This window comes from Anaerococcus faecalis, assembly GCF_013371425.1.
Classification (GTDB): domain Bacteria; phylum Bacillota; class Clostridia; order Tissierellales; family Peptoniphilaceae; genus Anaerococcus; species Anaerococcus porci.
This window is the reverse complement of record NZ_JABVBA010000012.1, coordinates 30,003-52,773: the sequence shown is the minus strand read 5'-3', so window position 1 is coordinate 52,773 and position 22,771 is coordinate 30,003. Positions and strand designations below refer to the sequence as shown.

Here is a 22,771-nt window from a genome sequence, read left to right as displayed (position 1 = left end):
TATTATGATAATTAAAAATTGCCTTATAATAACAAATGATGAAAACAATTCATTTTATGAAAATGGAGCAGTTTATATAAAAGATAAGCTAATAGAAGATATTGGAAACTCAAGTGATATCGTAAATAAATACGATGACGAAGAAGTAATAGACTTTGAAGGTAAACTTCTTATGCCAGGAATGATATGTGCTCACTCACATATATATTCTGCTTATGCTAGGGGTATGGGAGTTTCAAAGCCAACAGATAACTTCTTTAACGTATTAGAAAACCAATGGTGGGCTCTTGATAGGCAACTTACAACAGAAGATGTAAAGCTCAATGCTCTTACAACATATATGGAATCAATAGCGAATGGTGTAACAACAGTAATAGACCATCACTCAGGTCCGAATTCTGTTGAAAACTCACTCTTTACCCTAGGAGATGCTGCAAAAGAAGTTGGTATTAGAACCAATCTTTGTTATGAGCTATCAGATAGGGACGGAAAAGAGATAAGAGATAAAGAAATAAAAGAAAATATTGATTGGATTAAACATTGCCAAAAAGAAGATGATGATATGCTAAGGGGTCTTTTTGGACTTCATGCATCATTTACCCTATCAGATGAAAGTTTAGAAAATGCAGTTAAGGCCATGGATGGGGTCTATGACGGCTATCATGTTCATATAGCTGAAGGCATAGAAGATCAATGGGATTGCCAAAGAAAATATGGTAAAAGAATAGTTGAGAGACTTGAAGACTTTGGAATAATTACAGAAAATACCTTAGCTATTCACTGTGTTCATATAAATGGACGTGAGATGGATATTCTAAAAGAACACAATACTCCAGTAATCTTTAATCCAGAAAGCAATATGAACAACGCTGTTGGAGTACCACCAGTAAATCGCTTTATAGAAAAAGGACTAAAAGTTGGTCTTGGAACAGATGCTTATACAAATGATATGTTTGAATCAATGAAGGTTGCAAATATTATCCAAGCTCACAATACGCAAGATCCAACAAAAGGATTTGCTGAAACCTTGGATATGCAATTTAAGAACAACCCTGAAATAGTTTCACATTTCCTAAATCACGAAGTAGGAAGAATTAAAAAGGGAGCATATGCAGATCTTATAAGCTTTAAATATGATCCATACACCCCGCTTAATGAAAACAACTGGGGAGGACATAGCCTATTTGGTCTAACAGGAAGACTTGTAAATGATACCATTATAAATGGTGAATTTGTAATGAGAGATAAGATAATAACAAAAGTAGACCAAGCAAAAATCCATGCTGATTCAAGACAAAGAGCAGAAAAAATTTGGTCTAAATTATAAAAACAAACTTATCTAGCTTTTTTAAGCTAGGTAAGTTTATAATAAATATTATATATAAATCTTGGACACCTTTAATATTATTGTGAGGAATATATTAAGGAGAGAAAGTGAATGGTCAAGTATCTCAAATAATGAAGATGACAGCTGTTACGAAAAGAATATTGAAATATCATGAAATGGTAGAGTATACACCAGAATATTACGTAAATAGTATTAGTTTTGAAGTAAAGTGGATATTTGGAAAAACTAAGAAGCTTAAGTCTTTTAAGGATTGGGTGCGTCATATTCAAAAATTTAACTATAAAGATGTAAAGGTATATATAAATCCAGATGTTCAAGATCCAGGTTTACTAGGGTTTTCAAATACGAATGATATCAAAATTATATTGCATTTATTGAATGGCAAAATCATTGAATATAGACCTACATGGTATTTCAATGAAAACATAAGAAAATGGGATATAAGCTATGTTGAAGAGAAAATAGATAATCCCAAGATTTACGAAGATGGCACTACTTTTGATATATACAAATTTGACAGTCTATTAGATGAGATATCTAAATTTGCATCAGACATAGGAGCTGAAAATTTTGCTAAAATTTTCAGCAATGCTAAAAATACTTTGAATAGAAATGATTTTCCTAGACAATATATGCATATTTTATTGGCTGCCTCAGAGTCTGATGTATTTGGTGCGATGGGTTCTTGGAATGATGAGCCTTATGGAATGGCTGCAGAGAAAGGCTTGCTAAAAGAGTATGAACGATTATCTAAAGCGTTAGTTAGGGAGAACAGATTAGCGGCTATGTATTGTATCAATAATTGGTAGGTGTATATGAAAACTTTAGTATGTATAGTTATTGGCATTCTGTGTGCTTTTTTTGGATCATTATTTTTGACCAAGGTATTTGCTAAAAGAAAAATTGGTGGTACTTTGACAAGATTATTTGAAGCTAGATTCATGTGGGCATGTAGTATTATACTCGCTATAATTACTTTCTATTTAATAGAATCTGGATATCTTCCAAATCTGAAAAGTGGTTTATTTTTGATAGCCTTCTTTATTATAAGTTTTGTAGTATTTACACTCGTTGCCTTTTATTACAATCGCTATGAACTTTTAATTAAAAAAGATAAGATAACCTTAAATACACCTTTTGTAAAATCAAATATTATCACCCATGAAAATTTGATAAGTCACTTTTATACAAGCTACAAAGGAAGAAAATTTCATGTATTTGTAATAAACAATGATGGCAAAGCTAAACATGTGTCTATCTATAATCACAAGAATTCCCTTGACGAGTTTTTCTTTGGTAAAGAAGTTCAACGAATAAAATGATAGTATCCGTTAAATACTATACTTATTGACACAAAAATAATTTATTTTTTAACAAAATAGTTAAAAATATTTAAGAATTTGTAAGACTTGTGCTTACAAGAACTAGACTTTTAAAGATATCAATATATGTTGGAAATGATATTGAAAATATATTGGTAATGAAGATAAGAAAGCATTATAATTTGTATATGATTAATTTCAAAAAAAATCAAACTTTTTAGAGCTGATTTGGATATTAAAGTATATAATATGAAGTGGAGGTTTTAAGTTTCTAGTAAATAAGACAATTGTAAATGGAAAAATCATATATAAGGAAAAAACACTTTATAGTGATAAAAATTTACTAATAAAAAAGCTAGAAAAAAAGTATATCAGTTACTAAAAACTACAAAATAAGGAGAAAAATATGACAGACGTTAACGAAAAAGCGGGAGTATCAAAGTCACTTTTTGACATTGATGGAAATCCAGCTATCAAAAGAGCGTTTCCAATAGCACTTCAACATCTTTTAGCTATGATAGTAGGAAATACTCTGCCAGCTATTGTTTTAACAGGTCAGCTTGCAAATACGCCTCATGCCATAAGTGCAACTGATGCGGTTTATCTAATTCAAGCAGGAATGTTTATTGCAGCAATAGCAACATTTTTACAACTATATCCAGTAATTAAAGTTGGAGCAAAGCTTCCAGTAATAATGGGAGTATCATTTGCCTACATACCTGTACTTACATCAATTGGAATAAAATATGGAATTGGAGCAGTGTATGGAGCCCAACTTGTAGGTGGTGTAGTTGCCTTTATAGTTGGTATGAATATTAAAAGAATCTATAAATATTTTCCACCAATGGTTTCAGGAACAGTAGTACTTACAATAGGACTATCCCTTTACTCAGTTGCCCTAAATTATATGGCAGGAGGAAATGGAAATCCTAATCAAGGAGACTTGGTTTATTGGGGAGTTGCTTTTTTGACACTTGCAGTAACTTTAATTTGTAATATGTTTGGAAAGGGTTTAATAAAGCTTGCAGCAATACTTATAGGTATAGCAGTAGGATATATTGCTTCTGTATTTTTTGGCATAGTTAATTTTCAAAATGTAGGTCAAGCTGCATGGTTTACCCTACCTAGGTTGATGCCATTTAAACTAGAATTTCCAGTAGATGCTGTTATTACAATGTCAGTAATGTTTGTGGTAAACTCAATTCAAGCAGTAGGTGATTTATCTTCAACCACAGCTGGAGGACTTGGAAGAGTTCCAACAGGTGATGAGCTTGAAGGTGGAATAAAAGCTAATGGTGTTGCATCAGTTATAGGCTCATTTATAGGTGGACTCCCTACAGCAACTTATAGCCAAAACGTTGGTATAGTTTCATTAACAAAGGTAGTAGCAAGGAAGGTATTTGCTATTACAGCAGCATTAATTCTTGTATCAGGCTTTATGCCAAAATTTGGGGCTGTTATGCTATCTGTTCCTCAAGCGGTTATAGGTGGAGCTACAATAACAGTATTTGCTCAAATTACAATGAGTGGTATGAAACTTATAATGAGTGATGAAATGAGTTCAAGAAACCTTACAATAGTAGGACTTGGTATAGCTTTAGGTATGGGAATAGTTCAATTAGGAGATCAAGCCTTAGCACAATTTCCTGAATGGTTTAAAATGGTATTTACATCAAGTCCGGTAGTTTTAGCTACTCTTGTAGTATTTGTTTTAAACATAGTTTTACCTAAAAAAACATTGGCAGAAGAAGAAGCTGAAAGAAATGCAATGGATGATTAGTGCATAATTAGTTATAAAGTTAATATCTTATGGTATTAACTTTATTTTTTAAATAAGATTGTTTTTTATATAAAAATACAAAGGAAATAAAATGACAGAAAAAAGTAAATTTAAGGGATTATTCAATTTTGATGGAAAAGTAACTTTTAAAGAGGCACTGCCTCTTGCATTTCAACACGTTGTAGCTATGATTGCAGGTTGTATTACACCTCCAATCATGCTTGCAGCAGCTACAGGATTATCGCCTGAGAATACAATTATACTTATACAAATTGCTCTTATAGGTTCAGCTCTCACATCACTACTTATGATTTATCCGATAAAAATTATTGGATCAAGACTTCCTATGATTTTCGGTGTAAGCTTTGCCTATGTTCCAACGATGATTGCCCTTGCTGGACAATTTGGAGCAAGAGGACCAATGGAAGTTGTTGCAATTGTTTTAGGAGCTCAACTTATAGGGGGGATATTTTCTATATTATTTGGATTAGGGCTTAAGTATATTTTGCCACTTTTTCCACCTCTTGTTTCAGGAACAGTTGTCCTAGTAATAGGGCTATCCTTATATCCTGTAGCTATGAATTATATGGGAGGAGCAGGATCAGTAGATATGGCTGGTTGGGGAGCTTGGCAAAACTGGCTTGTAGGAGGGATAACTTTAATTTTATCATTAGGGTTTACCCATTTTGGCAAGGGAATGTTTAAACTTGCAAATGTACTTTTTGCAATGATTATAGGCTATATTATATCAATGTTTTTTGGGATGGTAGACTTTAGCCCAGTAAGAGATGCTGGATGGATATCAGTAGTTGAACCACTACATTTTGGTATTTCTTTTGAACCATCAGCTATAGTTTCTATAAGTATAATTTTTATAGTTACAGCAATTGAAGGAATTGGGGATATGACCTCAACAACAGTAGGTGGTATGGATAGGGTCCCAACACAAAAAGAATTAAGGGGAGGAATTATAGGCTATGGTGTAGCCAATGTAATAGGTGCATTTTTAGGATGCTTACCAACAGCTACATTTTCACAAAATGCAGGAATAGTTTCAATAAATAAGGTAGTAAATAAGAAAGTATTTACCATAGCATCTTTTATAATTCTTATTTCGGGTCTTGTGCCAAAACTATCATCTATACTTACAACTATTCCATATCCAGTTTTAGGAGGAGCTACCCTTTCTGTATTTGCAGCAATTACTATGAATGGAATAAGAATGATAACAAGCCAACCTTTAACAGGAAGAAATACATCCATAGTTGGTGTATCTGTTGCTTTGGGCGTAGGCTTTACATCAGTTGTAGCAAGTGCCCAAAATTCTGGAGTTAATTTTATGCCTGAAGCCTTAACTATAGCAATAGGCTCATCACCAGTAGTACTTGCAACCATATCTTCTGTTTTGATGAATTTAATTATTCCTGAAAAAGAAGAAGATAGACCAAAAGATGATTCCATCTTTGAAAAAGACTTAATAGAGATAGAAAAATAAGAAACAAAAAGACTCGTTTTTACTACAAAAGCCTTGTAAATATTAGGCGTTTTGTGGTAATATATTATATACAATATACAGGAATGTTGCAATACATAGAAAGACTTTTTAATCATTTAGGAGGTTAAAATGTACGTAGGTAAAAGCGTTAATAGAGTAGATGCTTATGATAAGGTAACTGGCAGAGCAAAGTATACAGAAGACTTTATCAGAAACGGCGCCTATACAGCAAAAATCTTACATTCGACTATAGCTCATGGAAAGGTTATCTCAATTGACACAAGCAAGGCTGAAAAGCTTGAGGGAATAATTAAAATAATCACATGTTTTGATGTGCCAAAACATTCTTTCCCAACAGCAGGTCATCCTTGGTCAGTAGATGAAAACCATCAAGATATAGCAGATAGAAGACTATTAAATGAGCATGTAAGATATTATGGAGATGATATAGCAGTTGTTATAGCTGAAAATGAAGTGCAAGCCTTACAAGCTTTAAAACTAATTGAAGTTGAATATGAAGAATATGAAGCGGTTTTTGACCCTATAGAGTCTATGAATTCAAATTCTACACCAATTCATGAAGAGACTCCTAACAATATTATAGGACATACAAAAAATCGTTTTGGGAATTATGAAGAGGCTATAAAAGAAAAGGGACTTATAAAGATTGATACTTGGTATGAAACACCAATTGTCCAACACTCTCATATAGAAAATCACATAGCTTATGCTTATGAGGAACAAGGAAAGATTGTTGTAGTAGCTTCAACTCAAATTCCTCATATAGTAAGGCGTGTTTGTGGACAAGCTCTAGGTATTTCTTGGGGGAAAATAAGAATAGTTAAACCATATATTGGAGGTGGGTTCGGTAATAAACAAGATGCTTTATATGAGCCATTAGTAGCTTATCTTACAACACAAGTTGGTGGGCATCCTGTAAAACTTGACTCAACAAGAGAAGAAACTTTTGTATCATCAAGAACACGACACTCCGAAAAAATCCATATTATATCTTATGTTAGATCAGATGGAACTTTTGTAGCTAGAAAGCTAGAATTATATGCAAATAATGGTGGGTATGCATCCCATGGCCATTCTATAGCAGCAAAAGGGACAAACTGCTTCCACCAACTATATCCATGTGATAATATCGAAGCAGATGGCTATACAGTATATACAAATCTTCCTACAGCAGGAGCTATGAGAGGTTATGGTATACCTCAAACCATGTTTGCTTTTGAATCTCATCTAGATGATGTAGCCTTAAAACTTGGCTTAGATCCAATAGAACTTAGAATACAAAATATTATGCCTAAGGGCTTTAAGGATGGATTTTCAAGAAATGAAAACTACTATGATTCATTTAGGGAAGCTATTGCAGTTGGAAGACGTGCAATAGACTATGACAAGAAAAGAGAAGAGTATAAAAACCAAAGTGGAAATATAAGAAGAGGAGTAGGATTGGGATGCTTCTGGTATAATACAGGAGTTTATCCAATATCAGTTGAAACATCTTCATGTAGGATGGTACTAAATCAAGATGGATCAGTTCAAGTTCAACTTGGTGAAACAGAAATTGGTCAAGGTGGAGACACAGCCTTCTCACAAATGGCAGCAGACTCTATAGGAGTTCCTTTAGATGATATACATATAGTATCAACTCAAGATACTGATGTAACACCATTTGGATTAGGTGCTTATGCATCAAGGCAAACCTATATGGCAAGTTTTTCAATAACAAATACTGCAAAGATATTTAAGGAAAAAATAATAGACAGGGCAAGGAAAGAATTAGAATTTGCTCCAAAAAACCTTGACTTAGTAGATGGCATGATAATTAGAAAAACAGATAACAGACAGTTAATGAGCTTAGGAGAACTTGCTACAATAGCTCTTTATGATAATAAGGATAGTGATCATATATCAGCTGAATCAACCTATACTATTAGAAATAACGCCTTCTCTTTTGGTGCATCATTTGCAGAGGTAGAAGTAGATATTGCTCTAGGTAAGGTTAAAATCTTAAGGCTTGTAAATGTTCATGATTGCGGAAAACTTATAAATCCAAGGCTTGCTGAAGCCCAAGCTCATGGTGGTATGAGCATGGCAGTAGGATTTGCCTTATCAGAAGAGTTAAAATACAATGATAAGGGAAAAATCTTAAATAATAACCTACTTGATTACAAACTTTCAACAACAATGGATCATCCGAATTTTGAAGTTTACTTTATTGAGAATCCCGAACCAACTTCACCATATAATACTAAGTCACTAGGAGAACCACCAACATGTTCTCCAGCTCCAGCTATTAGAAATGCAATCTTAAATGCAACAGGAGTGAGAGTAAACCAATGTCCTATGACACCACATGTCTTATTCCCATTATTTAAAGAGGCTGGACTTATAGAAAATGACTATGAAAAAGAGATGAAATATGAAAATAAGGCTTGGAGTGTAGAAAATGTATGATATAAAAAATATTTATGAAGCATATACAGTAGATGAGGCCATAAAACTAAAACAAGAACACCCAGATGCAAGCTTCATAGCTGGTGGATCTGATGTTTTAGTTAAGATAAGAGAAGGAAAAATGGCGGGACTTGAGCTTATTTCTCTCCAACTTATAGATGAACTTAAGGGAGTAAGTATGGAAGATGACGGAACTTTAAGAATAGGTGCTCTTACAAGTTTTAGCCATATAACAGCTGATCCTTTAGTAAAGAAATATTGTAAGACCCTAGGAGAGGCAGTAGATACAGCAGGTGGACCACAACTTAGAAATATAGCTACAATTGGCGGAAATATTTGTAATGGTGCCCCATCAGCAGACTCTGCACCTACAGTATTTGCTTATGATTGCATAATTGAGTTAAAGGGAGTTGATGGTATAAGAGAGCTTCCAGTTAGAGATTTTTATGTAGGTTTTTCTACAGTTGACCTAAAAGATACTGAAGTAATGACTGCAGTAAAAATAAAAAAAGAGTCCTATGAAGGATATTTTGGACACTACTTTAAATATGCAATGAGAAATGCTATGGATATAGCAACTTCATCTTGTTCATGCAATGTGAAATTTGAAGATGGCTTTGTAAAAGATGTTAGAGTAGCTTACGGAGTTGCAAGTTCAACCCCAGTAAGAGCTCCAAAAGCAGAAGAGAGTCTAAAAGGTCTAAAACTTACAGATAACAATATAAATGTATTTGCCAAAAAGTGCCTTGATGAACTTTCACCAAGAGATTCATGGAGAGCAACAAAGGCTTTAAGAAAGCAAGTTTTATATGAAATAACAGTAAGATGTCTAAAAGAGATAAGAAAAGAACATGAGGAGGCAGTCTATGCATAGTAAAGAATTTGGACCTTTTGCCCCAAGAAAAGAAGATATACTTCACTATGAACCTCAATACAAGATAGTAAGCTGTTGGATAAATGGGATAAAAGTTACAAAAATGACTGATGTTAGAGCATCTCTTACAGACTTTCTAAGAAATGATTTTGGCCTAACTTCGGTTAAAAAGGGATGTGAAGTTGGAGAATGTGGAGCTTGTGCAGTATTAATAGATGGAGAAAGTTTTAACTCATGTATCTACCTTGCTATATGGGCTGAGGGAAAAGATATATGGACAACAGAAGGACTAACTGCAAGTGATGGTTCACTTTCAATAATCCAACAAGCCTTTGTAGATGAAGCTGCAGTCCAATGTGGATTTTGTACACCTGGTTTTATAGTTTCCGCAACAGAAATTATAGCTAGGGGAAAATATTACACAATAGATGAGCTTAGAAAAGAACTTGCAAATCATATGTGTAGATGTACAGGTTATGAAAATATACTTATAGCAGTTCAAAAGGCCAATAATATAGAAAATGGATTTGAACTTGAAGAAGAACATGTAGTAAATAGGATTAGCCAAGAAAATAAAAAAGACTATATGTAAATTTAAGAGGCTATTGCAAAATAAATTAATCCTTAAAATATTATTTTAAGATTTATCAAATGTCTAATTCTAAATGATAAGTTAAGATTTATTACCAGTTAGATATATCTTTGGAAGTCGTTAAACTGACTTTAATTATATAGGAGAAGTTTTAAATGATAAAAAAGAGAAAACCCTTATTTTGTAATAGTCACTTATAAACAAATAAATAAGATGGTGGTATTATGAAAACGCTTATAAAAAATGGCAAAGTAGTTTTAAAGGATAAGGTAGACTTTCTTGATATCTTATTAGAAGGAAGAAAAATATCAAAAATAGGAAAAAACATAGAAGAGAAAGTAGATAAAATAATAGATGCAAAAGATAAATTAGTTATACCAGGTGGTGTTGATGTGCATACCCATATGTCACTTGACTTAGGTAAATTTATAGCTTGTGATGATTTTGCTAGTGGAACTTATGCAGCAAGCTTTGGAGCTACTACCACCATTTGTGACCATATTGGAGATTTAGGAAAAGGTGCAAGTCTTCATAGTCTAATAGATCATTATCATGATATAGCAGATGGAAAAGCTTATATAGACTACTCCTTTCATGGAGCTATGTATGAAGAAAATGAAAGTCTTTTATCTGAAATTGAAGACTTAAAAAATGAGGGTATCCCTTCCATTAAAATTTATACAACATATGGGGGAAAACTTAACGATGACCAAATACTCAGGGTTCTAAAGACTGCAAAAAAAACAGGCTCTATTGTTTGTGTCCACTGCGAAAATGATGGACTTATATATGAGCTAAGAAATGAGGCCATAAGAGATAATAAGCTTTCCCCAAAATACCATGCCCTAACCAGACCAAACCAAAGTGAAGCTGAGGCTATAAATAGGTTAATCTATCTTTCAGAAACTGCAGGATATCCTAAATTATATATTGTTCATACCTCAACAAAAGAGGGGCTTGATGAGATAAAAAGAGCAAGAGAAAGAGGGGCGAAAAACCTCTATTGTGAAACATGTACCCAATATTTAACTTATGATGAGTCAAAATATATGGACAACCCCAGTGATGAGGCTGTTAAATATATTTGTGCTCCTCCTTTAAGAAAAAAAGATGACATAGAAGCTTTGTGGGATGGGATAAGAAATGGAGATGTTGATGTTGTTGCAACAGACCATTGTCCATTTATATATGAAAGTGAAAAAAAGCCATATGCCGATAATTTTATCAAGGCTCCAGGAGGAATACCAGGAGTTGAAGAAAGAATAGAAGTTGTATTAACACTTGGTCTTCAAAGAAAGATAAGTCTTGTTAGACTTATGGAAGTCTTGTCCTTAAATCCTTCAAAAATATTTGGATTTTATCCAAATAAGGGAAGTATAGAAGAAGGAACAGATGCTGATTTAGCTATCTTAACTATGAATGGATATACTATAAAACAGGAAAATAGACATTCAAGATGTGATTATACAAGCTATGAAGGATTCGATACTGATTTTAAAGTAGATACAGTAATCTCAAAGGGAAAAATAATATTGGATGAGAAGGGTTACTATGCAAAAGCTGGAATGGGAGAATTTATAAAAAGAATTTTAAGTAAGGAATAAATTATGACAGAAATGATACGAATAGGTGATAAAAATGATAGTAAAGCCCTTTTTGTTAGGGTAAATGGTAAGGTCTATGAAACATATGAGGATAAGACTCTTCTTAGATTTTTAAGAGATGACTTAAAACTAACATCGGTAAAGGATGGATGTAGTCAAGGAGCTTGTGGTACATGTACAGTTTTAGTAGGAGATGCATCCAAAAAAGCCTGTGTAGTTAGACTTTCAAAATTAAATGACCAAGAGGTAATAACAAGTGAAGGTCTCAAGGATGAAGAAAAAGAAGCTTTCACTTATGCCTTTACTAAGGCGGGAGCTGTCCAATGTGGATTTTGCATACCTGGTATGGTGATGAGCGGAGTAAGTGTTATAAGATCCAACCCTAATCCTACAGAAGATGATATAAGAAAAGGAATAAGAGGAAATATCTGTAGGTGTACAGGATATAAGAAAATTGTAGAAGGAATAATGCTTGCAAGTGCCATACTTAGGGGAGATGAAAAAATAAATTATGAGGAATCAGAAGCCTTAGTAGGGGCAAGGGCAGATAGGATTGATGCTCACGATAAGATACTAGGAACTGGTATTTATGCTGATGATATAGAATTAGATAATATGCTTTATGGCTCATGTGTAAGAACAAAATATCCTAGGGCTAAGCTATTAAAACTTGATCCAAGTAAGGCTTTAGAGCTTGATGGAGTAGTTGGAGTCTTAACTGCAAAAGATGTACCAGTAAATCTTATAGGACATATCCAAAGAGACTGGCCAGTTTTTATAGATGTGGGAGAGGAAACAAAATCTCTTGCGGATGCTTTCTGTTTTGTAGTGGCAGAAGATGAAAAAACTTTAGAAAAGGCAAAAAAACTTGTAGAAGTGGAGCTGGAGGAGTTAAAACCTGTAAGTACTATTGAAGAAGCTATGGCAGAAGATGCTCCAAAAATTCATCCTGATGGAAATCTTTGTCAAAAAAGACATGTAAGCCGTGGAGATGCTAAGAAAGCCTTAGAAAACTCTAAGTACATAGCAAGCTTTACTTACAAAACTCCTTTAGGAGAGCATGCTTACCTAGAACCAGAATGTTGTGTAGCAGAACCTTATAAAGATGGGGTAAGAGTATATTCATCAGATCAATCAGTATACGATACAAGAAGAGAGTTATCTATAATGTTTAATTGGGAAGATACTCCAGAAAGGATTGTTGTAGTCAATCCTTTTGTAGGAGGAGCATTTGGTGGAAAAGAAGACATGAGTGTCCAACCACCAGCAGCCCTTGCAGCCTACCTATATCAAAGACCAGTTAAACATAAATTTACCAGAGATGAGTCTTTAAGATGGCATCCAAAACGTCACCCTATGGAGGGAAGATTTACCATTGGCTGTGATGAGAATGGAATTTTCCAAGGTATGGAATGTGAAATCTACTTTGATACTGGAGCTTATGCTTCCCTTTGTGGACCAGTTTTAGAAAGAGCCTGTACTCATTCGGTAGGACCTTACAACTACCAAAACACAGATATAAAGGGATTTGGTTATTATACAAACAATCCACCATCAGGAGCTTTCAGAGGATTTGGAGTTTGCCAATCAAATTTTGCAATGGAAAGTAATATTAATATATTAGCTGAAAAAGTAGGGATATCACCTTGGGAGATAAGATACAGAAATGCTATAAAACCAGGAGAAGTCCTACCTAATGGACAAATTGCAGACAGATCTACAGCTCTTGTAGAATGTCTTGAAGCAGTAAAAGACATATATGAAGAAAATAAAGACCATGCAGGTATAGCAGTAGCTATGAAAAATGCAGGGGTTGGTGTTGGATTAAAGGATATAGGAAGGGTTAAAATAGTAGTAGATGGTGATATGGTAAAAGTCTATTCTGGAGCAACTTGCATAGGACAAGGAGTAGGAACTATAATCCTTCAAATGATTGGAAAAGCAACATCTCTTCCATATCATAAGATAAAAATTATGCCTCCAAATACCCTAACAAGTCCTGACTCTGGAACTACATCAGGATCAAGACACACCTTGATAACAGGTGAAGCTGCCAAAAAATGTGCAGAAAAACTTGCAAAAGACTTAGAAAATCATAGTCTAGAAGAGTTAGATAAAAAAGAATATTTCTATGAATATGATGATCCAACAGATCCATTAGGATCAGATAAGCCAAATCCAAAATCCCACTTAGCCTATGGTTTTGCAGCTCATGTAGTAGTCCTTGATGATAATGGAAAAGTTACTGATGTATATGCAGCCCATGATTCAGGAAAAGTAGTCAACCCAACCACCATTGAAGGTCAAATAGAAGGTGGGGTAGTGATGAGCTTAGGCTATGCCCTAACAGAAGATCTTAAATTAAAAGATTCTGTTATAAAGGCAAAATATGGTAACATGGGACTTTGGAGGTCTACAGATACTCCTAGAATTCACCCTATTTTGATAGAAAAAGAAGAATTACTAGATCTTGCCTATGGGGCAAAGGGAATTGGAGAAATAGCGACTATTCCTACAGCTCCAGCAGTTCAAGGAGCCTACTATGCTCTTGATGGGGACTTAAGACTTGAACTACCACTTAGGGATACCTTCTATAAAAAGACAAAAAAAATTGAAAAATAGGAGATTATAGCTGTAGCGACAAAAAATTGCTACAGCTTTTTTTATGAAAAAAGATATATTAGACATATTAGATATAAAAAAAAATGACATAATATCCATTACAGGATCAGCAGGAAAAACAAGTCTTATGTTCTACCTTGCAAAAAGACTTAGAGATAAGGGGAAAGTCTTAGTAACTACATCAACTAAGATAAAAGTACCTGAAAATGATGAATATGATTTTTTGTATACATCAAAAAAGGATTATAAAAGGCCAATAAATAATAAACTTGTAGTAATAGGTAAGCTTATAAAAGATAAAAATAAACTTAAGTCTATAGATAAGGATATTCTCTTAGAAAAAATCAAAGATTTTGACTTTACTCTAATAGAAGCAGATGGGTCTAGAAATCTTCCCTTAAAATATTGGAAGGATTATGAACCAGTAATCTATAAAGAAACTTCCAAGGCTATAGGGATTTTTCCAATAAAGGTTCTTGGAAAAAAGCCTAACAATGACTTTATTTATAACTATGAAGACTATATTAGAAATATAGGTAAGGACATAATTAGCAAAGAAATAATCTTAAAACTAATTAAATCAAAGCCTGGAATATTTAAAGGCTTTGAGGGTAAAAAAATAATATATATAAACCAAGTAGAAAGTAATGAAGAAAAAGAAAAAGCTTATGACTTAGCCAAATACCTTAAGGATAATTTGGATGAAGTTATGGTCTTTTATGGTTCTATCTTAAAGGAGGAATATTATGAAAATTAGTGCAATAATTATGGCATCTGGTCTTTCAAAAAGAATGGGTGAAAACAAACTTTTACTAGATTTTAATGGTAAAAAGCTCTACCAATGGACTTTTGATATGATAGAAAAAGTTGGATTTTATGATGTAATCTTAGTTTCATCATATGAAGAAATCTTAAATGATGCTAAAAAAAGAGGATTCAAGGCAATATTTAATGACAAAAATGAAGTAGGCAAGTCAGCATCTATAAAATATGGGGTTCTAAATTGTGATAAGGACTCAGCTATGATGTTTTTTGTCGCAGATCAACCTTTACTCACACTTGAAACTGTAAATAAACTCATAGAAGCTTACAAGAAAAATGAGTATGTAACCTATCCAAGGACTGAAAAAAGAAGAGGAGCACCTGTTATATTTTCAAACGAATTTAGGGAAGGACTTTTAGCCTTAGAATTTGATCAAGGCGGAATGCTTCTTGTTAAAGATAATGACAAAAATGAAGTGTATATAGATGACATAAAAGAACTATGGGATGTAGATACCTATAGAAACCTAGAGGAGTTAGAAGATGTTAGAAAATGATATAGTAGTTTTTAGAGGGGGTGGAGATGTAGCCACAGGTTCTATCCAGAAGCTTTATAGAACTGGTTTTAAAGTTTTAGTTCTTGAAATGGAGAAACCTCTTTGTATAAGAAGATATGTATCTTGCGCCCAAGCAATATTCGATGGTGAAATTCAAATAGAAGACTTTATAGCTAAAAAGGTAACTAATATTGATGAAATAAAAGAGTGCTGGAAGGATGGAAAAGTTCCAGTATATATTGACCCAAAGGCTGAAATTATAAAAAAATTAAAACCTATGGCTTTAGTTGATGGAACTCTAGCTAAGAAAAATATTGGGACAAATAAGCAAATGGCAGACATAACTATAGCCTTAGGTCCTGGATATGAGGCAGGGATAGATGTAGATGTAGTTATAGAAACGAATAGGGGGCATGATTTGGGAAGGCTAATCTTCGAAGGAAATGCTCAAAAAAACACAGGTATTCCAGGTAATATAAATGGATACACAACTGAAAGAATCCTAAGATCTCCTGATGATGGAGAAATTGAAGTAATAAAAGATATAGGATCAATTGTGAAAAAAGGAGAAGTTTTAGCCTGTGTAAATGATAAAGAAGTTAGATCAGAACTTGATGGTATGGTAAGGGGTATGATTGGAAATAAATCAAAGGTTACAAAAGACCTTAAAATAGGAGATGTAGATCCAAGAGTAAATAAAAGAAACACAAAAACCATATCTGATAAGGCAAGACTTATAGGTGGAGGAACTCTTGAAGCAATCCTCATATGTAAAAGGAGAATAGAAGATGGATTTAGAAATTCTTAGAGAAGTTGTTAAGGAATTAGAAAATGGAAGAAATGTAGCTCTTGCTATACTTACAGAAACAAAGGGGTCAGCCCCAGGCAAGGATAACTCTACTATGGCTGTTTTTGAAAATGGGAAAACTTTTGGAACTATAGGAGGTGGTCCTATTGAATATGACTTGACAAAAAAGGCCTTAAAAGCTCTTAAAGAAGACAAAGAAAAATCTTTTGACTACACTCTCAATGAGAAGCAAGAGGTAAAAATGCTTTGTGGTGGTCAAAACAAAGGTTATATAAAAATATTTAGGGCAAATCCCAGGCTTTTAATATTTGGAGCAGGTCATGTCGGCCAAAAACTTGCAAGAATTGCAACAAAAACAGGTTTTAATGTAGTAGTTATAGATCAAAGGAAAGACTTTAAAAACAAAAAAGATTTAGAAGATATAGACCAATTTGTCCTTAAAAAGCCAAAAGAGTTTTCTGAAAATTTTGATTTTAATAAAAATACCTATATATTAATAGCAACTCCTGACTATGATGAAGAAGTTTTAGAAAATGTTATAGACAAAGACTACAAGTTTTTGGGAATGATAGGATCAAAAAGAAAGGTTAAGAGAGTTTTTGATAATCTAAGAGAAAAGGGTGTGGATAAAAAACTACTAGATAAAGTCCATGCTCCTGTAGGTTATCCTATTGATGATGGCAGTGTGGAAGAGATAGCCATATCAATAATTTCACAAATAATATCCATAAAAAACAATAAAGAAATCAATAAGTAGGAGAGAATATGCTAAGGAAAGTTAAGGTTGAAGAAGCAATAGGAAAGCCTCTATTTCATGATTTGACAGGAATAATGGCAGATGGTTTCAAAGGAGTTGTTTTTAAAAGAGGTCACATAGTAGAAGAAAGCGACATAGAAAAGCTTAAGAATATAGGCAAGGAAAATCTCTTTGTAGGGGAGCTTGATTATGGCTTTGTTCACGAAGAAGATGCAATAAAAGAAGTTGCAGATGATTTAATTGGGGAAAATATATGCTACAAAGATCCATCTGAGGGAAAAATCACATTTAAGGCAAATAGCGATGGAATATTTGTTACAAATAGAAAGGGATTATTTGAATTAAACAATGAAGGTGATTACACTTTTGCTACCATTCCTTCCTATACTAAGGTTTTTAGTGGAGATAATCTAGTTGGAGGAAGAATAGTTCCGCTTTTTACTAAGAGAGAAGAAGTAGAAAACATAAAGAGAATAGGACAAAGGTATAGACCTATATTCGAAGTAAAGAAATTTCATAAGCTTAGGGTAGGAATTGTAATTACAGGAAATGAAATTTATACAGCTAGGATAGATGACTTATTTGAACCGGTTATAAGAGAAAAACTATCTTTTTATGACCATGAAATTTTAGGAATTGAGAAATGCCCTGATGATATGAATTATATAAAAAATGTTGCAAAAGGCTACCTTGAAAGAAAAGCTGATCTTATAGTATTTTCTGGTGGAATGAGTGTAGACCCAGATGATATTACACCAACAATAATAAAAGATATGTCAGATAAGTTGATAATACAAGGTATACCAGTTCAACCAGGTAATATGCTTACAGTAGGAATTAAAGATAAGACTTATCTAGTAGGAGTTCCTGGTGCATCCATGCATTCTAAATTTACAAGCTTTGATATATTTCTCCCTAGATTTTTTGCAAAACTTGATCTTAAAAAAGAAGACTTCACAGAACTAGGTGAGGGTGGTCTTTTGGCAGGTAGAAAATGTTAAGAATATCAAATCAAGATTTAAAAATTATAACAGACATAAGGCATGATATACACAAGCATCCAGAAAAATCAGGAGAAGAATTCAGAACGACAGAGATTATTAGGAATTATATTTCCCAATTTAAAGATATAGAAATAATAGAATTTCCTATAAAAACAGGTCTTGTAGCAAGACTAAAGACTGGAAAAAATGGAAAGGTCATAGCAATTAGATCTGACATAGATGCTCTTTTACAAAAGGAAGAAACAGAAGTAGACTATAAGTCCCTAGATGATAAACTTATGCATGCTTGTGGACATGATTATCATACCGCTGTTAACCTTGGTCTTGTAAAATTATTATCATCTAATAAGAAGCTATTAAAGGGCGATGTGGTTTTTATTTTCCAAAGATCAGAAGAGATTACTAAAGGTGCTAAGGAACTTATAGACTTAGGTCTTTTTGAAAAAGTAAAAATTGACTATATATTTGGTTTTCACAATTGGCCTTTAATAGATTATGGAAAGGTGATTGTAAAAAAGGGAGCCTTGATGTCTACAAAGACAAATTTTAAGATAAAAATAATAGGTCACGGTCAACATGGTTCCATGCCAGAACTTAATATTGACCCTATAGTTTGTGCATCAAATATAGTAATGAGCCTTCAAACAATTATTTCAAGAAATACAAATCCTTTTGATAATACAGTTCTTTCTGTAAATTCCATAAATGGAGGAAGTGAGGATAATCTTGTGGTAGATAGGGTAGATTTAAGTGCAACTATTAGAAGTCTTTCGGAAAAAAGCCTAGAAAATTCTATAAAAAGAATGGAAGAGATAGTTGAATATACTGCAAAATCCTACCGATGCAAATATAAAATAGAATATGAGGATCTTATTCCCTTAGTATATAATCCTGAAAAAATGTATGAATTTGTCTTAAAATCCGTCCTAAAAACTTTAGACAAGTCCAATATAATAAGAGATGGTCAAACTATGGCAAGTGAAGATTTTGCTTTTTATATGAAAAAAGTACCAGGATTTTTCTACTGGTTTGGAAGTGGAGAAGAAGGTCATAACAAAGAAGCCCTCCACAGTAGAAAATTTTACTGCTCAGATAAGGCTATAAAAACTGCTGTAGAAGTAATAGCAAATACAGTAATAGATGGACAAGATTACTTTAATTAAGGAGATTTATGTTAAAAAGTAAAGAATATTATAAACTTATACTATCTGAGCTTAAAAAAGACAACATCATAGAAAACTTTGAAAAAGTCAATGGTAAGATTACAAAAATAATGGAAATCGATGTGACAGATTCTCCAGAAAATATAGACCAAAAAACAGACCTTGATAAGGGAATATACGCCTTTTTGGCGAGTTTTGACTATTTGGATATAGAAGTAGGAATAGTAGTTGATATAAACAAGCTAAAGCCCCTATCACCATTTTGGATAGTAAAACAAGAGAACTCAAAGGGCAAAATTGACAAAAAAGCCATGAAATTTTTCCTAGAAACACTTATAGAAAACCTAGAAGAAGGAAAAACAAACTTCCCACTTTTTGTATTTTACAATAACAAAAACAAATTTTCAGTATCTCCAAATGTAATAGATCCTCTTGATATAATGAAAAAATAAGAAGGTTAGTAGCTTATCTCCTTCTTATTTTTTATCAAAAAAATATCTTATTTTCTTTATTAAAATTGAAATTATATATCCTCCTATAAGGATAAAAAAGTTAAAAGAAAAACTCTTAAAATCACCAAATTTATTTACATCAATCCCATATAAACTAAGATTATTTACACGATGAGTATACTTAGTACTGAAATTAATATGGATATTAAAAACTTTGACCTGTATATATTAGTCAAAGTAATAATCAAATCATAATATAAAATATCAGGTGTAAACATCCAAATTAAAAAGCAGAAAAAATGACAAAAACCTATAAAAATTTGTTAGCAAGGCATATAATAGGAGGTCATTATGAAATGTTTTACCATAAAATTAATAGAAACACCAAGCAAAGGTAAAATATTAAAGAATTTTTTAGGTGTGAACTTGAAAAATCAGATAGTCAACTACTAAAGCATGAATTAATAGTATTTTTAGATTATAAAAAATATAATCCTATAGGATACAATTTCCAGAAATTTTATAAATTGGTATTACAATAGCAAAATAAATACATCATATGAGTACTAAATATAGAAATATCACCTGATAGAATCAGAGAGTTTATTAAGGTCCACTACTATAATACAAAAGAATAAATGATGATTTAGAAACAACCATCGTAAAAATTTACAAAAATAGTATAACAACTAGAGAAATAGCTTCTTTAATATCCAGAATGTATGGTCATTATTATTCAGCAAGCACAAAATCAAATATATCTAAACTAGTTGACAAAGATATAAAAACATTTCATCAAATAATGAAGACTCATTAGATTGCATAATCTGCATGATATGTTTAGAATACAATGAAAAATTTGATAATAGAATAAATAAAGGATTTGGAAAAATTCAAGATAAAAATAGAAGAAATATTTAATAAATTAGAAAAATAAAAAAATGAAAAAGTTTTCTATCTTAAAAGGGAGAAGTAGTAGATGTTAGCAAAATATTATAGGGGAGTTTGCAAAATGATTTGACACTACCTTTATGCTAAAATATATGCATAAATCTAATAAGTTTTTAATAAATATAAATATTATTTGCACAAATAGTTTAATTTCACTATTTCCGTTATGGCAACGGAAAATAATTAAAGGAGTTTATATACTTTTTTATGTATAATAGTAATGAGGAAAAGCTATGTTATCTGATAGAGAAATAAAAATAATTAAGTTTTTATATAGTAATAGACACCGATTTTGTACAAGCCAAGAAATTGGTGAAAATGTAGGAGTTTCAGAAAAAACTATAAGGACATCAATTAATAATATAATTGAAAAACCTAATCATAATTCATTTAAAATTATATCAAAAAAAGGAAGTGGCTTTAAAATCAGTATAATTAACAACGATGATTATATTGATTTTATCTATAATTACAAAAATGCTATTTCTAATATTAATCAAATATATGATAAAGAAGGTAGAGAGAAGTTTATTCTTGAAAATTTACTCTTAAAGAATAATAATTTAGATTTTTATAAAGTCTTAGACATTCTATATATTAGCGAATCAACGCTAAATAGAGATATATATAATATAAGAGACAAGTTAAAAGATTACAGTCTTTATATAGATAAAAATCAAGATTCTATTATATCTGTTGTTGGCAAGGAGGTTAATAAAAGACATTTTATACTAGATTATTTCTTTTCAGACTTATATTCTAATAATTTTATAAAAGATTTAAATGAACTAGAATTGTTTAATAGATCTTCTATATCTCAGATACTAATTATTCTTCTAGATGAGATTCGAGAATTTAGAATTTCAGTTAATGATTACACAATTCAAAATCTCGTTATCCATCTTGCTTTACTAATAGAAAGAGTTGAAGTTAATTGTATTATTAAAGATTATGAAAATCCTGATGTTAGTTTAATAAAAAAAGATAACCCTAAAATTTACCGATTTGCATCAAACATCATAAATAGAATATCAAAAAGTTTTGACATATCTTTGCCTGAAAATGAACAAGAATATATTTATTTACAATTAATATCAAAAACTAAGTCGCAATATAATTCTGTATTGATTAATAATAAAAAAATAATACAACTGCTTAGTTACCTATCAAAAAAATTAGGCATAAATTTATTAGATGATAAAGTATTTATTAATAATTTTATGGAGCATTTATCTAGTCTTGAAAATAGGATTTATTCAGGATTATTTGTGACAAATCCATTAACAAAAAAGATTACTAACCAATATAAATATTATTATAATTTAGTGGTTGAAAGTTTCAGAAAGTTTTCTATATTTGAAAACGATTCATTAACTGAAGATGAATGGTCTTATATAGTTATATATATTCTTTCAGCTATAGAAAGAAAAAAATCTAACATTAAACGTAATGTTCTAGTCGTTTGTGCTTCGGGCTTATCTACTGGTCTTATGCTAAAAAGTAGAATAGAAAACGAATATGGAAATAACATAAATATAAAAGAAGTTATAGGTTATTATGAAATAGGATCTCAAAATCTAAATAATATAGATTTTATTATTTCAACAGTTGATTTAGATTATTTAGTTATTCCTATTCCATATGTTAAAGTTAGCATATTTTTAGATGAAAATGATTGTAAAATTATAGATGAAAAATTAAAACTTAGTGAAGATATTCAGAAATCTACAAAAAGTAACACTTATTCAAATAAACTGATTGATAAATATTTTTTATTTGATAGATTTTGTATAAGTAATGAATCTAAGAAAAAAGAACAAATACTTGATTTTATATATCATAGTTTAACAAATAATAAAAAAGATATAGAAAAATATAGATCTGAAACAATTATTAGAGAAAGCTTTGGAAGTGTTGTTTTTAATAATTTTGTAGCTCTTCCACATCCTGTAAATCCGATAGAAAAAGAAACCAAAATTTTCATATATATTTCAAAAAAGGATATATTTTGGGATGAGAATAATACAAAAGTAAGAATAATAATATATATTTCTCCATCTTCAAAGCCTGCTCCAAGTTATGAGTATTTATTAGGATTGTTTACTAAAATAATTAAAGATGAAGATATTATTACATCACTAATAAATGTTAAAAGCTTTGATGATTTCAAAAATGTTATGATTAATTTGATATAAATGAAAGGAGGTACAA

Annotated in this window: 19 protein-coding genes; all 19 read left to right on the top strand. The window is 31.7% G+C overall.

Features of this window, described 5'->3' with window-relative positions:
• Positions 1-4 precede the first annotated feature (4 nt).
• On the top strand, positions 5-1,327 hold the full coding sequence (gene ssnA, locus HV819_RS10145) for a putative aminohydrolase SsnA (protein ID WP_176270135.1): 1,323 nt from the start codon (positions 5-7) through the stop codon (positions 1,325-1,327).
• A gap of 107 nt (positions 1,328-1,434) precedes the next feature.
• Positions 1,435-2,157, top strand: a complete 723-nt coding sequence (locus HV819_RS10140) for a hypothetical protein (protein ID WP_176270134.1) — start codon at positions 1,435-1,437, stop codon at positions 2,155-2,157.
• 6 nt (positions 2,158-2,163) lie between these two features.
• Complete coding sequence (locus HV819_RS10135; protein WP_176270133.1) at positions 2,164-2,670, top strand: hypothetical protein; 507 nt, start codon at positions 2,164-2,166, stop codon at positions 2,668-2,670.
• Positions 2,671-3,076: 406 nt separating this feature from the next.
• Positions 3,077-4,450 carry a uracil-xanthine permease family protein gene (locus HV819_RS10130; RefSeq protein ID WP_176270132.1) on the top strand — a complete coding sequence of 458 codons (1,374 nt, stop codon included), beginning with the start codon at positions 3,077-3,079 and terminating at the stop codon, positions 4,448-4,450.
• A gap of 91 nt (positions 4,451-4,541) precedes the next feature.
• Entirely contained in the window at positions 4,542-5,945 is a 1,404-nt protein-coding gene (locus HV819_RS10125) for a uracil-xanthine permease family protein (RefSeq protein ID WP_176270131.1), read from the top strand.
• Between the two features lie 129 nt (positions 5,946-6,074).
• Positions 6,075-8,414: a xanthine dehydrogenase subunit XdhA gene (xdhA, locus tag HV819_RS10120; protein WP_176270130.1), complete on the top strand. Its 2,340-nt coding sequence runs from the start codon at positions 6,075-6,077 to the stop codon at positions 8,412-8,414.
• On the top strand, positions 8,407-9,288 hold the full coding sequence (xdhB, locus tag HV819_RS10115; protein ID WP_154540572.1) for a xanthine dehydrogenase subunit XdhB: 882 nt from the start codon (positions 8,407-8,409) through the stop codon (positions 9,286-9,288). The genes xdhA and xdhB overlap by 8 nt, the downstream gene beginning before the upstream one ends.
• Positions 9,281-9,880 carry a xanthine dehydrogenase subunit XdhC gene (xdhC, locus tag HV819_RS10110; protein WP_154540574.1) on the top strand — a complete coding sequence of 200 codons (600 nt, stop codon included), beginning with the start codon at positions 9,281-9,283 and terminating at the stop codon, positions 9,878-9,880. The genes xdhB and xdhC overlap by 8 nt, the downstream gene beginning before the upstream one ends.
• 224 nt (positions 9,881-10,104) lie before the next feature.
• Positions 10,105-11,484 carry a dihydropyrimidinase gene (hydA, locus tag HV819_RS10105; protein ID WP_176270129.1) on the top strand — a complete coding sequence of 460 codons (1,380 nt, stop codon included), beginning with the start codon at positions 10,105-10,107 and terminating at the stop codon, positions 11,482-11,484.
• A gap of 3 nt (positions 11,485-11,487) precedes the next feature.
• On the top strand, positions 11,488-14,106 hold the full coding sequence (gene xdh / locus HV819_RS10100) for a selenium-dependent xanthine dehydrogenase (protein ID WP_176270128.1): 2,619 nt from the start codon (positions 11,488-11,490) through the stop codon (positions 14,104-14,106).
• Between the two features lie 43 nt (positions 14,107-14,149).
• Positions 14,150-14,863, top strand: a complete 714-nt coding sequence (yqeC, locus tag HV819_RS10095) for a selenium cofactor biosynthesis protein YqeC (protein ID WP_176270127.1) — start codon at positions 14,150-14,152, stop codon at positions 14,861-14,863.
• Positions 14,853-15,425: a nucleotidyltransferase family protein gene (locus HV819_RS10090; RefSeq protein WP_176270126.1), complete on the top strand. Its 573-nt coding sequence runs from the start codon at positions 14,853-14,855 to the stop codon at positions 15,423-15,425. Before yqeC ends, HV819_RS10090 begins: the two co-directional genes overlap by 11 nt.
• Positions 15,412-16,233 (top strand): selenium-dependent molybdenum cofactor biosynthesis protein YqeB, encoded by an 822-nt coding sequence (gene yqeB / locus HV819_RS10085; RefSeq protein WP_176270125.1) that lies wholly within the window; start codon positions 15,412-15,414, stop codon positions 16,231-16,233. Before HV819_RS10090 ends, yqeB begins: the two co-directional genes overlap by 14 nt.
• Entirely contained in the window at positions 16,214-16,990 is a 777-nt protein-coding gene (locus tag HV819_RS10080) for an XdhC family protein (RefSeq protein ID WP_176270124.1), read from the top strand. The genes yqeB and HV819_RS10080 overlap by 20 nt, the downstream gene beginning before the upstream one ends.
• Positions 16,991-16,998: 8 nt before the next feature.
• The gene (locus HV819_RS10075; protein WP_176270123.1) at positions 16,999-17,991 is read left to right on the top strand and encodes a molybdopterin-binding protein; all 993 of its coding nucleotides are present in this window, start codon (positions 16,999-17,001) and stop codon (positions 17,989-17,991) included.
• The gene (locus tag HV819_RS10070; RefSeq protein ID WP_154540590.1) at positions 17,985-19,157 is read left to right on the top strand and encodes a M20 metallopeptidase family protein; all 1,173 of its coding nucleotides are present in this window, start codon (positions 17,985-17,987) and stop codon (positions 19,155-19,157) included. The genes HV819_RS10075 and HV819_RS10070 overlap by 7 nt, the downstream gene beginning before the upstream one ends.
• 8 nt (positions 19,158-19,165) lie before the next feature.
• Positions 19,166-19,609 carry a hypothetical protein gene (locus HV819_RS10065; protein ID WP_176270122.1) on the top strand — a complete coding sequence of 148 codons (444 nt, stop codon included), beginning with the start codon at positions 19,166-19,168 and terminating at the stop codon, positions 19,607-19,609.
• Positions 19,610-20,243: 634 nt separating this feature from the next.
• Entirely contained in the window at positions 20,244-20,426 is a 183-nt protein-coding gene (locus HV819_RS11915) for a transposase (protein WP_176270147.1), read from the top strand.
• A 367-nt stretch (positions 20,427-20,793) separates the two neighbouring features.
• A complete protein-coding gene (locus tag HV819_RS10055; RefSeq protein ID WP_176270121.1) occupies positions 20,794-22,755 on the top strand; it encodes a BglG family transcription antiterminator in 1,962 nt (653 codons plus the stop codon).
• Positions 22,756-22,771: the final 16 nt, after the last annotated feature.